Source organism: Desulfocurvibacter africanus subsp. africanus DSM 2603, assembly GCF_000422545.1.
Taxonomy (GTDB): Bacteria; Desulfobacterota; Desulfovibrionia; order Desulfovibrionales; family Desulfovibrionaceae; genus Desulfocurvibacter; species Desulfocurvibacter africanus.
Genome location: NZ_KE383874.1, coordinates 71,166 through 83,979, shown reverse-complemented (window position 1 = coordinate 83,979; position 12,814 = coordinate 71,166). Strand labels below are relative to the sequence as shown.

Below are 12,814 nucleotides of genomic sequence, written 5' to 3'. Positions count from 1 at the left end.
AGCTGGACGACCGTGACCGCAGGGATCGCCAGGGCCGCAAGCAGTCAGGCGGCTGGCAAGGGCGTAAGCTGGAGGGCTTTGCAAAGGAAATGGGGGTCCAGGGAAATCATTTCCCTGGCGGGAGAGAGTCTGAGAGAGGGCAGCGCCCTCTCTCAGGTCAAATGCAAACTGCTCTGGCGGTGAGCTTTCATGCGCACGTTTTTCGCGTGGTGCGAGGCAAGCCTGCAGGAGGCTTTCCCAAGGCAGGCGCGCCTATTCCTTCAGCGTTCCGAACTCGCCGATCTCACGGTTCTTGCGCACGTTGTCCCAGGTGAAAATGCGGCCGTTCATGGTCACATAGACTCCGGGGGGCAGGCACTGCACGGCGGTCACGGCGCAGCCAAGATTAAAGCCCGCGTCCGAGTGCACGAAGGAGTAGGGGATCATGGCCCCGACCAGAGCCACGGCCTTGCCGGTCACGGCGGGCCCAAGCACGCGGGCCGTGTCGGCCATGGTGTCAGTGCCGTGGGTTATGACGATGCGCGACTCGGGCGCGGCCAGGCAGCGTTCGCGAATGAGCAGACGGTCTTCCATGGTCATGTCCAGGCTGTCCTTGAGCATGACCACTTCCACGACGAATTCGGCCCGGCAGCGGGCCAAGGTCAGGATGTCGCCCAATCTGGTGCGCGAGAAGACCAGGTTGCCGCTCTGGGCGTCGTATTCCTTGTCGATGGTTCCGCCCGTGATGAGAAAGCGGATGCGTCCGTCCGCGACTTTTGTCATGGCTTACATCTCCAGCCGGACCTGATCCGGGCTCAGGCGGCGTTCCAGGCGGCCGGCCACGATGCTCATCGAATAGCAACATATGAAGTAAAGCGCGGCCACGGAGGAATAAATCTCGAAGGGGTAGACCATGAGCCGGTTGATCAGTCCCTGGGCCACGAAAGTCAGCTCCAGCACGCCGATGACGTAGGCCAGGGAGGTGTCCTTGAAGATGGCGATGAACTGGCCCACGATGGCTGGAATCATCTGCTTGAGGGCCTGGGGCAGGACGATCTTGCGCATGGTCTGGCTGTAGGACAGGCCCGTGGAGCAGGCCGCTTCCACCTGGCCGGGCGGAATATTCTGGATGCCGCTGCGCACGATCTCGGCCAGGTAGGCTCCGGTGAACACGGTCAGGGCGATGGTCGCGCTCCAGAACACGTTCAGGTAGGAGCCCGTGAAGGCCGGCAGGAAAAAGTAGGTCCAGAAGATGACCATGATCAGTGGCGTGCCGCGAATGCACTCGATGTACAGCGTGGCGGGCAGGCTGAACAGGCGGTTTTTGGACGCGCGCGCCAAGCCGACCACAAGGCCGATGAAGAAGCTCACCGTGATGGCGATGAAGGACATGAGGATGGAGAAGGACAGGCCGCCCAGGCCCAGGAAAAGCTCGGTCTCGTCGCCCTGGGGAAAGCGCCAGATGAGCAGGGTGCGGAAATTGTCGGCAATGACCTGCCAGTTGAACGAGGCGACGCCCTGGGCTACCTGCAAGAGCAGATAGCCGAGGATGGCCACGAAGCCGATCTTGGCCGCCGGAATGCCGAGCCCGGCCAGGATTCGGCCCAGGCGGCGCATGAACGCCGCGCCGGGCGACAGGCGCAGGCTGGCCTGCGCCGGTATTGGCGTCGACTGGCGCGAGGCGCGGCGCAGGCGTCCCAGCGGCGAGAACAGGATGTGCAGCGTGCGCAAAACGCGGTTGCGCGGCCTGTGCTCCAGGGAGCGCAAGCGGACGTTCACGCTGTTGAGCACGAGGGAAATGGTCAGGGACAGGCTCAGGTAGAGGATCGTGGCCGCGGTGGTGGCCTCGAAGCCGCGGAAAGTCAGGGATTCGACCTGTTGCGACTGCCAGCAGAGTTCGGCCACGCCCACGACCATGGCCAGGGAGGAGTTCTTCATGTTGTTGAGGAACTCGCTGCCCAGAGGCGGGATGATGACCCGAAAAGCCAGCGGCAGGATGATGCGCGTGAGCACCTGGAAATAGGACAGGCCGCTGGAGTAGGCCGCTTCCAGCAGTCCCTTGGGAATGGACTGCAGGCCGGCGCGGATGACCTCGGCCATGAACGAGCCCGTGTAGATGGACAGGCCGATGGTCGCGGTCCAGAATTCGAAATCCTGGGCATAGGCGAATTCGCGGGCTGCCTCGGGCAGGGCCAGGGGCATGGCGAAGTACCAGAAGAAGAGCTGTACCAGCAGAGGCGTATTGCGGAAGAACTCGACATAGGCATTCGAGGTCCAGCGCAAGGGCTTGAACTTGGAAAGGCGCCCCAGCCCGAAGAACGTGCCGAGCAGCAGGGCGAGGAAGGAGCTGACGAGCGTGATCTTGATGGTCAGGCCGAGACCCTTGAGCAGCTCAAGCCCCAGGTGCATGCCATAGGTCTCGTTGAACTTATAAAGAACAGACCATTCGAAGTCGTAGCCGAACTCGAAAACGAATCCCCAGTACCAGACCATGAGCCCGGCCAGGGCCAGGAGCACTGTGTTTTGGACCCAGCGCTTATCCAGCCAGTATGCCATCATGTGTGGAAATCCCAATGCAAACAGGTTCATGGAAAAGCGCGGGTCCGGGACCAGTCCCGAACCCGCGCGGCAAGAACTCTAGCTCAGGCTAGGGCCACATCTCGATCTTGGCGGTCAGGGGGAAGTAGTAGGGCGTATCGGGGCCGTACCACTTGTCGTAGATCTTCTTGTAGGTGCCGTCGGCCCACATGTCCTGCAGCGCGAAGTTGACGGAATCGCGCCACTTGGAGTCGTTCTCGGGCAGGCCGATGCCGTAGGGCTCATCGGAGATGAAATCGCCGACCAGCTCGAACTGGCCCGAAGCCTGGGCGGCGTAGCCGAGCAGGATCGTGGAGTCGGTGGTGAAGCCGGCCACGCGGCCGTTCTTCAGGGCCTGGAAGGCTGCGGCATAGTCCGGGAAGGAGATAACGTTCTGGTCGGCGTTCTTGTCGCCCAGTTGCTTGAGCTTGTTGCGCGCGTTGACCTCGCTCGTGGTGCCCTTGGTCGAGGCGATCTTCTTGTTCTGGGCCACGATGTCCTTCCAGTCCTTGATGCCGCTGTCCTTCTTGACCAGCAGCTTCTGGCCGTCGAAGAAGTAGGTGATGGAAAAATCGATTGACTTGTCGCGCTCGCGCTTGTGGGTCATGTTGGCCACGGACATGTCGATGCGGCCCTGTTGTACAAAGCTGATGCGAGTCATATCCGATACTTGGACACGTTCGAGCTTCACGCCCAGGCGCTTGGCGACCTCCTCGGCGATGTCCACGTCGAAGCCAACCCACTCCTTCTTCTCATTGTAGAAGGCGCCGGGGATGGAGTTCGTCATGATACCCGCACGCAGTACCTTTGCTTTCATGACCTTGTCATAGGTCGATTCGGCGAATGCCGACGAGGCACAGCATAGCGCGACGGCGGCCACAACCAGAAATGCTTTTACCAGACGCATGGCACTCTCCTTGTTGCACAGCTACTCAGGGACACAGGTGTCCCGAACCAAAAAAACGCCGGCAATGACGCCGGCGGTAATCCCTAGTGGGAGAGAATTTTGCTCAGGAATTCCTTTGTCCGCTCGCTTTGGGGATTATTGAAGAACTCCTCGGGCGAGTTCTCCTCGACGAGCTTGCCGCCGTCCATGAAGATGACCCGGTCGCTCACCTCGCGGGCAAAGCCCATCTCGTGAGTCACGCAGACCATGGTCATGCCTTCGCGGGCCAGGGTCTTCATGACGTCCAGCACCTCGTTGATCATTTCAGGATCAAGAGCGCTGGTAGGCTCGTCGAAAAGCATGATCTTGGGCTTCATGGCCAAGCCGCGGGCGATTGCCACTCGCTGCTGCTGCCCACCGGAGAGCTGTGCGGGATAGGCTCCGGCCTTGTCCGGGATATTGACCTTTTCGAGGAGCGCCATGGCCAGATCCTCGGCATTGCGGCGGGACATCTTGCGCACCATGAGCGGCGCCAAGGTGATGTTCTCGAGCACGGTCATGTGCGGATATAAGTTGAACTGCTGGAAGACGAAGCCTACCTCGGCGCGCAACATCTTCAGGTTCACGTCCGGGGCGCCCAGATCCTGACTGTCCACGACGATTCGACCGCGCTGGATGGGCTCCAGACGGTTGATGCAACGTATGAGCGTGGATTTGCCGGAGCCGCTGGGCCCGCAGATGACGACAACTTCGCCCTTCTGGATGGTCAAGGTGATGTCGCTCAGGACGTGCAGCTCGCCAAACCATTTATGTACATGCTCGAACTCGATCACGGATACTCCGAATGAAAGTACTTCAGTTGGCAAAAACGTGAAATAACAGAATCGCCTAGGCCGGGCAAGGGCGCACGGTGAAGGTCATGCGATAAATGTGCTCCGGTAACAGCTTCGCGGCCTTACTTGCCCGTAAAACAGAGGGCCAAAAACGTTTATGACATTCAGCTACAGAGCGATAAGTCCCTCGATACTCGCTGCGGCGCGATAGATGGAGATGACCCTCTCGCTGCTCTCCATGTGCAACTCTGCGGTGAAGCTGATGTACTTGCCCGTGCGGGATTCGCGCGTGGTGAACTTGAAGCCTTTCAGCAGCTCCACCATTTCGGCAAACTTTGCCAAGGGGACGATAAACTTGAAAGTATACGGACAGGGAAAGCTGTGGTGCTCGTCCAGCTTCTCCTTGAGCCGCAAGAGGAGATCGTCTGACATGAGGGCATTCCTCCATAACATGATACGCGACGTGTAATTGAGCGCACGTCAGGATATCTGTTTTTGCTTGCCTAATAGTTACGGCATGATAGAATATCGTACGTCCGGATGCTTCCGGCCTGGAACGGCACAGCAAGCCATCCTGGGGAAATACATAAGCACGAACCAAGGAGTGGGCATGACCAGACAGGAAATTGTCGACACCCTCCAGACGGCCGCGGATTTGCCCGACAAGACTACCGCCGGGAAGGCGCTGGATGCCATCCTTGAGTCAATGACCGAGGAGCTGGCTTCGGGGGGCAGCGTCCTGATCAGGGGGTTCGGTTCCTTCCATGTCAAGATCGTGGCCGAGCGCCAGGGCCGCGATTTTAAGACCAATCAGCCCATACACATCCCTGCTTACAGGACGGTCAAGTTCGAGCCGGGCGTGGAGCTGCGCCATTTCGTGATTGCCGGCAAGTCCGAAGCCTACGCCGAGAGCGCGCAGACCCGTCTGGATGCCCTGCGGGCTTCCCTGGACGAATGGGGCAAGAGGACCGAGGGCTTGGGCGCGGGAGCTCGCGACTATTACAATGCGAACATCGGCAGGTTCCGGAACTCCTACGAGGAAGCCCGCTACAAGCTGACGCTCCTGCGGGGCAGCAGCGGTAGAGCCTGGGCCGAACTCAAGCAGGGCATTGACGGCGCACTCAAGGAACTAAGGACCGCCTTCCAGCGGGCCAGGGATAAATTTTAGAGCCTGCAGCCATCCACAGGCCTGAAGAACATCCGGCCGGCCTCAGGCATGCCGCGCCGCGGAGGAGGCGTTTTGCGCAGAGCTGCCGGCGCTGATCACGTGCTAGAGCATTTTGCCTTTTAGAGCATTTTGCTTTTGAAAATGCTCTGCAAGCCATGCGTCGGCATGGCTTGCCGCCGCGTAGGCGTAGGCGCAATTCACTTGCGCCGTCAACGCCGGAGCGGGCGTCTTAAAAGCAATCTGCTCTAAAATGCTCTGCAAGCCATGCGTCGGCATGGCTTGCCGCTAGCTTCGGCGTAGGCGCAATTCACTTGCGCCGTCAACGCCGGAGCAGGCGTCTTAAAAGCAATCTGCCCTAGACCGTAAGGGCGAACAGGGCCGACTGGAAAAGGCCTATGACGAAGCCGAGCACGCCGCCCACCAGTTCGATGAAGCGGAACTCCTTGCTCATGATGGCGAAGAGTACCTCTTCGAGCTTATCCATGGAGAAGTTCTCGATGCGTTCGCGTACATGGCGGCTCACGTCCAAGCTGGCCTCCAGTTCGCTCGAGGCCTTGGTCAGCAACTCGGGCACGAAGCGCTCCAACTCCGGCACGAGGACCTCCTTGATCTTGACCAGTGTGGGACCGGTCAGGAACATGGCCGCCATGGGCACGGCCTTGGTCAAATCCTTGGTCAGCAGCTTTTCCACATAGGCGTCCAGTTGGCCGTGCAGTCTGCCGGCCAGAGCCGGATCACGCAGCAGCGTGGAGATGTCGCCCGCGCAGATGAGCTCCCGTTCGATGACATCGCCCAGGTTGGCTGCCAACGCTGATTTACGCTTGGGAAACACGCCTTGAATCGTGAACAAGGGCAGGTGTATGGGCTTTCTGGGGTGAAAGAGCATCTTCACGGCCACATAGTTGGTGAACCAGCCGATAGCGGCGCAGATGATGGGCGCGAGTATAAAAGGAATGGCGTTCATTCGCGGGCGTCCTTTGATTGATTAAAAAAGAGATGGCCCAACTGTTGTCGGGAGGGCGAGTTGTAATGCCCCAAGGCCGGGAGCGCAAGGGGGAGCTTGCATCCTACGTCGTTCTGTTATGTTGCTCTCGGTAGAAGGCTAAAATCAATGCCGTCGCCTTGCGGTTGAAGAGCAGGCCGACATGGCTGGACAGGCCGACGGCTTCCTCGCGCCAGGTCGCGCCTGCCGGAATGCGCGCGGCCTCGGGCGGCAAGACCATGTTGTCGAACTCGGTATATAGACTGAGGACGGGCAAGTCTGGTTGCGGCATGGCATTGAGCCTGCGGATGAATTCCCCGCCCCAGAGCAAATCCCGCGCCGTGCGTCCGACGCCCAGGGCCGCCAGCTTGCTGCCGTGATGCGGCGCGCCCAGGGTTACCGCGCCCGCCACGTGCGCTGCGATCTCCGGATCGGTCAAGGTCATGCGGATGACTAGGCCGCCCGTGCTATGGCCCACCAGGAAGACCTTTCGCCCCGGATGCGCGGCGAGCACCTCGCGCATGCGTTGCGTAAGCTGTCGGCTGATATCCGGCACGCCGTCGCGCAGGGAATTGTAGGTTATGGCGTACAGATTACGCACGCCCGCCCGCTGAAAACGGCGGCGGATGGCAAGCCAACCGCCGGCCGAATGGTAGAGCCCATGCACGAAGATCACAGGCGCACCGGCATCGGTCTTGCGTTGACCTGGGCTTGGCCGATACATGCCTGGCCACAAGCCTAGTAATACCGATGCATAGGCCGCGAGCTGCGCGATCGAGGACAGCAGCATTAGATGGGCGAGCAGTCGCCATGGATGTCCGGCAGCCGCTCGCTCGAACACGGCCCGATGCGGCGACGAGGCCACTTCATACCAGTAGAAGGCGTAGCTCAGCAGCCCGATGATAAATGCCGCGACCAGTGGAATAAGCAAGAGCATGAGAAGCGTATCCATGGGCTTGCCATTGCTGGAGCGCGCCGAGAAGTCAAGCATTACCGCCTGTTTTGCTTGGAATCCTTGCCAGGAGACCAGGCTGGCGTTAATCTGCCGCGTCGAATCCGCACCGCAGGAGCCGGAGCATCCATGACCCCGATCAGTTATGATGATTTCGCAAAAGTGGAGATGCGCGTGGGCCGCATCGTGCGCGCCGAGGCTTTCGATAAGGCGCGCAAGCCGGCCTACAAGCTGTGGATCGATTTCGGCGAGCTGGGCCAGCGCAAGACCAGCGCCCAGATCACCACGGCTTATGCCCTGGAGGATCTGGCAGGCCGGCTGGTCATCGCGGTGTTCAACTTCCCGCCCAAGCAGATCGCGGACTTCATGTCCGAGGTGCTCGTGTTGGGCGCCGAGGACGAGCAGGGCAGAATCATCCTGCTTGAGCCCGAGCGCGAAGTGCCGCTCGGCGGACGTATCTATTAGAGCATTTTGCTTTTGAAAATGCTCTGCAAGCCATGCGTCGGCATGGCTTGCCGCCCCGCAGGCGTAGGCGGAATGTAATTCCGCCGTCAACGCCGAAGGGAGCGTCTGAAATGCAAAATGCTTTAACCAACGGGAGTGGACATGAGCGTGCGATCGACCCTTGTGCTGGACATCGGCAGCGGCACTCAGGATGTGCTCTACTTCCTCCCTGACCGCGAGCCCGAGAACTGCCCAAAGTTCGTGCTGCCCGCGCCCGCCAGGCAGGTGGGCGCTCGCATCCGGCGACTGACGTCCGAAGGCCGGGGCATATACCTTTTCGGCACCAACATGGGCGGCGGATTCCATCGAGATGTCATGGCCCACGTCAAGGCAGGCCTGCCCATTGCCGCACACCCCGAGGCCGCATACTCCATAGCCGACGACCTGACGGCCCTGGAGGCTAAGGGCGTGACCTTGGCCGAGACCTGTCCCCCTGGCCACGTGGCCGTGCGCCTTGCCGATTACGATGCCGGATACTGGAACGCGTTGCTTGCCGCCGCCGGGCTGGAAATGCCCTATGAAGTGATGGCCTGCGCCCAGGATCACGGCTTCCATCCGGGGCAGAGTAACCGCATGGGCCGCTTCGCTCTGTGGCGCAGGTTCCTGCTGGAGGCTGAAGGCCGGCCCGAAGCCTTGGTTTACGCCCATCCGCCCCGTGAGCTGACCCGCCTCGCGGCCCTGCAGCGTTCCATCGGCGGCGGCCTGGTGGCCGATTCCGGAGCTGCGGCCGTGCTCGGAGCCTTGAGCGACCCGGAAGTGGCCGAGCGCAGCCGACACGAAGGGCTGTGCCTGGTCAACGTGGGCAACAGCCACACCATCGCCTTCCTGCTTTTTCGGGAGCGCATGTGGGGCGTCTACGAGCACCACACGGGCCTGCTGGATGAAGCGCAGCTCTGGAGCGAACTGAATGCGTTCCGCCGGGGCGAACTGGGTTTCGAGGCCGTGTTCGAGGGCAACGGCCACGGCTGTATGACGCTGGAATTGCCGGCCGAAGCGCACGGCTTCCTGCCCACGGTGGTGCTTGGCCCCAGGCGTACAATGCTGGCCCACAGACCCGTGCTCATGCCCGCCCCAGGTGGAGACATGATGCTCGCCGGCTGCTTCGGCCTGCTCAAAGGGCGGGGATTGCGCGCCAAGGCCAGCTAGCAGAGGTTATAAAAAGTGGCTGAGCGGACTTAGAGCCATGTCTGGAACCGGCCCTGCTGGCAAATGAGCAGGGGCGAGACCCCGTAGAATGCCTGATGGATTTTGTTGGCGGCTCATAGTCCGTAGCCATTCCCGTTCACTGCTTGGCATGCGTAACAGGGCCATCCGGCATCCTGTGGGCTCAACCGCCGGCAGGTTGTAGCGGCCGAGGAAATAAGTTAGCTGGCGGAGATGACGCCTGATAATCAGTTCGCGCAGCTCTCGCTCCTGTTCGCAACCTCCTTCACGGTCACCCTGTCCGGCGCGATGATGCCTGGCCCTCTGTTCACGGCGGCCATCAACGGGGGCATGCGGCGGGGTGCCTCGGCCGGTCCGCTGCTGATGCTCGGCCACGCCGCTCTGGAAAGCGTCCTGCTGGTTGGGCTGTTTCTCGGGCTAGCCCCCATGCTGACGAGCAAGGGGGCCTTTGTCGCCATCGCCCTGAGCGGATCCCTCATCCTGATCTGGATGTCCTTGTCCATGCTCCGGTCAGCGCCCACCCTCAGCCTGGCCCTGGAGCCGGAGAGGAGGGGCGGCGACCGCCTGGTCCTGTCCGGCGTGCTTCTGTCCGTCTTCAACCCTTATTGGTCCATATGGTGGGCGACGATCGGCCTGGGATACGTGCTGCAGAGTCGCGAGCGAGGCTGGCTGGGCGTGATTGTCTTCTTTGCCGGCCACCTGGCAGCCGACTTCGGCTGGTATTCCGCCGTCACCCTGGCCGTGGCCAGGGGCAAGCGGCTGCTCAGCGACACGGTCTACCGGCGGGTCGTCTCGGTCTGCGCGCTCGCCTTGGCGGTGTTCGCCTCGATTTTCGGTTGGACCGGCATCGAGCGGCTCATGTCCTGATCCTTTTTCTCTTCGGCGCCTTGCTCTATGGCCTTCCTGGTTATGCCTTTGATCCTGGACCTCCTTGGCCTCCTATTTCATGCCCGTCATTGTGCGCTCCTTGACCGAAAAGCTTGGACTCGCGCAGCAAGGCGGTATAGCTTTTCGATGGGTCAGGCTGTCTCGATTGCACAGGATGTTTGACAGCGAGCCAGCTTGAATATAAAAGTCTCTTTCTCTTTGGGGGCGGATAGCTCAGCTGGGAGAGCGCCTGCCTTACAAGCAGGATGTCGCAGGTTCGAGCCCTGTTCTGCCCACCAAAAGCCCATGCGGAGCCGTAGTTAAGCTGGTTATAACGCCGGCCTGTCACGTCGGAGGGCGCGGGTTCAAGTCCCGTCGGCTCCGCCAGCACGCAACCCCGCGCAAGGGGATTAGCAGGCTCTTCCGTGTCCCGGAAGAGCCTGCCTTTTTTCTTTGCAGGTGTTGAAAAGTCCGTCCTGACTTTTTCAGCCCTGCAATGCCGGAACAATGTTTGATCATTGCAGAGGGATGCTTGCATCCTTTTGCTTGGCAGACCAACCCGGCCAGCAGCCGGTCAAATGGGATGCCAATTACGCCGATAACCCTCACGCAAGGAGGCGGCCTTGAGCCAGCTCTTCATCAGCGTTTACATCAAGTTTTTCTTTCTGCTCACGCCCTTTTTCGTGCTCTCGGCCTTCTTGGTCTACACCACGGGCATGGAGGCCGGCCGTCAGCGCATGTTGGCCCTGCGCGTGACCTTGGCGGTCATTGTGACATGCCTTGTGCTCTACCACTTCGGCAACTCTATCTTTGCCGTTTTCGGCATCACGGTGGACGCTTTCCGCATCGGCGCGGGCTGCCTGCTTTTCCTTTCGGCCGTGAGCCTGGTGCGCGGTCAGCGCACCGTGCCCGAGGAGACCGATGGGGACATCCACGTAGTGCCCTTGGCCATTCCCATCACCGTGGGGCCGGCCACGACCGGCGCACTGCTCATCATGGGCGCGGGCGAGCAAACCTATCTGCAGCGCCTGGTGGACAGCGGAGCCCTGTGTCTTGCCGTCATGAGCGTGGGGCTCATGCTCATAATGGCCCCGGCCATCGACCGGCTCATAGGCCGCAACGGCTTGGCCATCTTGTCCAAATTGACTGGTCTCATCCTGTCGGCCCTGGCCGCGCAGATAGTTTTCACAGGCATTAAGAATTTTTTGGGGTAGTCGTAAAACTTGCTTGACTTACGAAGCCGCCTTGGATAGTTACCTGCTTCCGCGGCGACGAGAGATTGCCGCCGCGATGCGGAGCCGTAGTTAAGTTGGTTATAACGCCGGCCTGTCACGTCGGAGGGCGCGGGTTCAAGTCCCGTCGGCTCCGCCACTAAGGCGGAAAGAGAGGCGACCAGAAATGGTCGCCTCTTTCTTATGTGGCCTCCCGTAAAGAGCCATCCTCGATGTTGGCGCGGATCGTGTAGGCGGCACGCGCAAGCAGGTGTTGCCTGCACGAGGTGTGACAACTCCCATTTCTCCGTTCCTTTTCTGCTCCCGCCATACACGCAAAGTTCCGTCCGGTACGCGGTACGAAAGGAGACTGCCATTTCTTTTCAGTCGCCATGTGCGGCAAGGGGCCGTTAAATTCACTCGGATCGGTTGGGCCAGAGTCGCCCCGGGCGTCAGGCCTGCGCCTCGGTTCGGGAATCAGTGGTTCAAGGACGTCCCACTGTTCATCGGTCAGTAGAAAATATCCGCTCATCTCAAAAAGCTAAGTCAGACTTTGGCCTTGAACAGAGCAGGTTTATAAGATGTGTTCTCGCAAGCTGTTTTAGAGCATTTTGCTTTTGAAAATGCTCTGCACGCCATGCGTGGGCATGGCGTGCCGCCCCGCAGGCGTAGGCGGAATTGCATTCCGCCGTCAACGCCGAAGGGAGCGTCTGAAATGCAAAATGCTTTAGTCCCCTGAGCCTTACGTACTGCTTTCGGAGGCGCGGCATGCGCCGAAGAAGGCTTGCAGCAGATCGATAAAGGCCGCCGCGGCGGGCGACAACGAGCGCTCTTCGTGACGCACAAGGAGCACCGGCGCCGCGAGCGGCTCGCCTGCCCAATCCAGCAATGCCAGGCGCTTCTGTCGGACTTCCTCCTGTACGGTGAAGCTCGGTACTACCGAGACACCTTGCCCCGCCATGACGCAGCGTTTTACGATCTCCACGCTGGAGCATTCCACCAGTCCCTCTATGCCGACGTGCGCTTCCAGCAGAGCCTGCTCGATGAGCCTGCGCACGCTCCATACGTGACGTGTCAGGATGAGCGGCACACCCTCCAGGTCGGCGGGGTGCACGGTCTGGCGTGTGGCCAGCGGGGACTCCGGCGGTACGATGACCACCAGGCGCTCACGGTGCAAGACGTCCACATGCAGACCTGCCGCGCTGAACGGTTCGCCCAGCAACAAGGCGAGGTCCGTTACGCCGTGCCGCAGGTCCCGCACCAGCCCGTGCTGTGAATGGGTGGTCAGGTTGAGCCGCGTGGCAGGGGACCGCGCCCGAAACCGGGGCAACACCCACGGCAGGCAGTGAATGCCCAGGCTTTCGGAAATGCGTATGGCAAGTTCAACGGACGCCTCGCCGTCCAGGAGAACGCGCCGGGTCTCAGCCTCCAGATCCATCATGCGCCGGGCATGGTGCAGCAGCCGCTGGCCATGCTCGGTGAGCAGCACTCGGCGTCCCAGGCGATCGAAGAGGGGAATGCCGAGATCCTCCTCTAATGCCTTTATCTGGGCAGTGACGGTGGACGGGGCATAATGCAGGGTTTCGGCCGCCTTGCGGAAGGAAAGCCCGGCCGCCACGGTGAGAAATGTCTTAAGCAGTTGCAGATCCATCATCGTTCGGTTTCCTCGAACAAACGATTCGAAGCAATTC

14 protein-coding genes and 3 tRNA genes are annotated in these 12,814 nt (G+C 60.8%); 8 read left to right on the top strand and 9 right to left on the bottom strand.

All coding sequences use genetic code 11. The annotated features are described in order from the left end of the window. Positions 1-252 precede the first annotated feature (252 nt). From H585_RS0119765 to H585_RS0119745, 5 genes are all read right to left on the bottom strand, one after another. Positions 253-762 (bottom strand): asparaginase domain-containing protein, encoded by a 510-nt coding sequence (locus H585_RS0119765; protein ID WP_027369104.1) that lies wholly within the window; start codon positions 760-762, stop codon positions 253-255. Between the two features lie 3 nt (positions 763-765). After that, the gene (locus H585_RS0119760) at positions 766-2,538 is read right to left on the bottom strand and encodes an amino acid ABC transporter permease (RefSeq protein ID WP_027369103.1); all 1,773 of its coding nucleotides are present in this window, start codon (positions 2,536-2,538) and stop codon (positions 766-768) included. Positions 2,539-2,626: 88 nt separating this feature from the next. Continuing rightward, a complete protein-coding gene (locus H585_RS0119755; RefSeq protein ID WP_027369102.1) occupies positions 2,627-3,463 on the bottom strand; it encodes an ABC transporter substrate-binding protein in 837 nt (278 codons plus the stop codon). Positions 3,464-3,546: 83 nt separating this feature from the next. Beyond that, the gene (locus tag H585_RS0119750) at positions 3,547-4,275 is read right to left on the bottom strand and encodes an amino acid ABC transporter ATP-binding protein (protein ID WP_014261275.1); all 729 of its coding nucleotides are present in this window, start codon (positions 4,273-4,275) and stop codon (positions 3,547-3,549) included. A gap of 168 nt (positions 4,276-4,443) precedes the next feature. Next, the gene (locus tag H585_RS0119745) at positions 4,444-4,707 is read right to left on the bottom strand and encodes a DUF493 domain-containing protein (protein WP_014261274.1); all 264 of its coding nucleotides are present in this window, start codon (positions 4,705-4,707) and stop codon (positions 4,444-4,446) included. A gap of 178 nt (positions 4,708-4,885) precedes the next feature. Here H585_RS0119745 and H585_RS0119740 point away from each other — a divergent pair, with 178 nt between their 5' ends. Next, the gene (locus tag H585_RS0119740; RefSeq protein ID WP_027369101.1) at positions 4,886-5,443 is read left to right on the top strand and encodes an HU family DNA-binding protein; all 558 of its coding nucleotides are present in this window, start codon (positions 4,886-4,888) and stop codon (positions 5,441-5,443) included. 102 nt (positions 5,444-5,545) lie between these two features. On the opposite strand, the gene H585_RS23340 is transcribed toward H585_RS0119740, so the two are convergent. The 3 genes from H585_RS23340 to H585_RS0119725 form a co-directional block, all read right to left on the bottom strand. Further along, positions 5,546-5,719, bottom strand: a complete 174-nt coding sequence (locus H585_RS23340) for a hypothetical protein (RefSeq protein WP_154658866.1) — start codon at positions 5,717-5,719, stop codon at positions 5,546-5,548. A 79-nt stretch (positions 5,720-5,798) separates the two neighbouring features. After that, entirely contained in the window at positions 5,799-6,407 is a 609-nt protein-coding gene (locus H585_RS0119730) for a DUF445 domain-containing protein (RefSeq protein ID WP_014261272.1), read from the bottom strand. A gap of 103 nt (positions 6,408-6,510) precedes the next feature. Continuing rightward, the gene (locus H585_RS0119725; RefSeq protein ID WP_027369100.1) at positions 6,511-7,416 is read right to left on the bottom strand and encodes an esterase/lipase family protein; all 906 of its coding nucleotides are present in this window, start codon (positions 7,414-7,416) and stop codon (positions 6,511-6,513) included. Between the two features lie 90 nt (positions 7,417-7,506). On the opposite strand from H585_RS0119725, the gene H585_RS0119720 reads away from it, so the two are divergent. The 7 genes from H585_RS0119720 to H585_RS0119690 all read left to right on the top strand — a co-directional run bounded on the left by H585_RS0119720 (position 7,507) and on the right by H585_RS0119690 (position 11,283). After that, positions 7,507-7,842 (top strand): tRNA-binding protein, encoded by a 336-nt coding sequence (locus H585_RS0119720; protein ID WP_027369099.1) that lies wholly within the window; start codon positions 7,507-7,509, stop codon positions 7,840-7,842. 141 nt (positions 7,843-7,983) lie between these two features. Continuing rightward, a complete protein-coding gene (locus H585_RS0119715; RefSeq protein ID WP_027369098.1) occupies positions 7,984-9,027 on the top strand; it encodes a DUF1786 domain-containing protein in 1,044 nt (347 codons plus the stop codon). A gap of 231 nt (positions 9,028-9,258) precedes the next feature. After that, positions 9,259-9,912 (top strand): LysE family translocator, encoded by a 654-nt coding sequence (locus H585_RS0119710; RefSeq protein ID WP_027369097.1) that lies wholly within the window; start codon positions 9,259-9,261, stop codon positions 9,910-9,912. Positions 9,913-10,135: 223 nt separating this feature from the next. Continuing rightward, a tRNA-Val gene (locus H585_RS0119705) sits at positions 10,136-10,211 on the top strand. 11 nt (positions 10,212-10,222) lie between these two features. Next, positions 10,223-10,299: transfer RNA gene (locus tag H585_RS0119700), tRNA-Asp, on the top strand. 236 nt (positions 10,300-10,535) lie between these two features. Then, entirely contained in the window at positions 10,536-11,126 is a 591-nt protein-coding gene (locus H585_RS0119695; protein WP_027369096.1) for a MarC family protein, read from the top strand. Positions 11,127-11,206: 80 nt separating this feature from the next. Next, positions 11,207-11,283, top strand: a tRNA-Asp gene (locus H585_RS0119690). Between the two features lie 582 nt (positions 11,284-11,865). Here the strand turns inward: H585_RS0119690 and H585_RS0119685 are convergent. Further along, positions 11,866-12,777, bottom strand: coding sequence for a LysR family transcriptional regulator (locus H585_RS0119685; protein ID WP_027369095.1), 912 nt, complete (start codon positions 12,775-12,777; stop codon positions 11,866-11,868). Between the last annotated feature and the right edge of the window lie 37 nt (positions 12,778-12,814).

Excerpts from the sequence above, each read along its gene's own strand:
- H585_RS0119765 (WP_027369104.1), bottom strand. The coding sequence starts at position 762 with ATGACAAAAGTCGCGGACGGACGCATCCGCTTTCTCATCACGGGCGGA.
- H585_RS0119760 (WP_027369103.1), bottom strand. The coding sequence starts at position 2,538 with ATGATGGCATACTGGCTGGATAAGCGCTGGGTCCAAAACACAGTGCTC.
- H585_RS0119755 (WP_027369102.1), bottom strand. The coding sequence starts at position 3,463 with ATGCGTCTGGTAAAAGCATTTCTGGTTGTGGCCGCCGTCGCGCTATGC.
- H585_RS0119745 (WP_014261274.1), bottom strand. The coding sequence starts at position 4,707 with ATGTCAGACGATCTCCTCTTGCGGCTCAAGGAGAAGCTGGACGAGCAC.
- H585_RS0119740 (WP_027369101.1), top strand. The coding sequence starts at position 4,886 with ATGACCAGACAGGAAATTGTCGACACCCTCCAGACGGCCGCGGATTTG.
- H585_RS23340 (WP_154658866.1), bottom strand. The coding sequence starts at position 5,719 with ATGCCGACGCATGGCTTGCAGAGCATTTTAGAGCAGATTGCTTTTAAG.
- H585_RS0119730 (WP_014261272.1), bottom strand. The coding sequence starts at position 6,407 with ATGAACGCCATTCCTTTTATACTCGCGCCCATCATCTGCGCCGCTATC.
- H585_RS0119725 (WP_027369100.1), bottom strand. The coding sequence starts at position 7,416 with ATGCTTGACTTCTCGGCGCGCTCCAGCAATGGCAAGCCCATGGATACG.
- H585_RS0119720 (WP_027369099.1), top strand. The coding sequence starts at position 7,507 with ATGACCCCGATCAGTTATGATGATTTCGCAAAAGTGGAGATGCGCGTG.
- H585_RS0119715 (WP_027369098.1), top strand. The coding sequence starts at position 7,984 with ATGAGCGTGCGATCGACCCTTGTGCTGGACATCGGCAGCGGCACTCAG.
- H585_RS0119710 (WP_027369097.1), top strand. The coding sequence starts at position 9,259 with ATGACGCCTGATAATCAGTTCGCGCAGCTCTCGCTCCTGTTCGCAACC.
- H585_RS0119685 (WP_027369095.1), bottom strand. The coding sequence starts at position 12,777 with ATGATGGATCTGCAACTGCTTAAGACATTTCTCACCGTGGCGGCCGGG.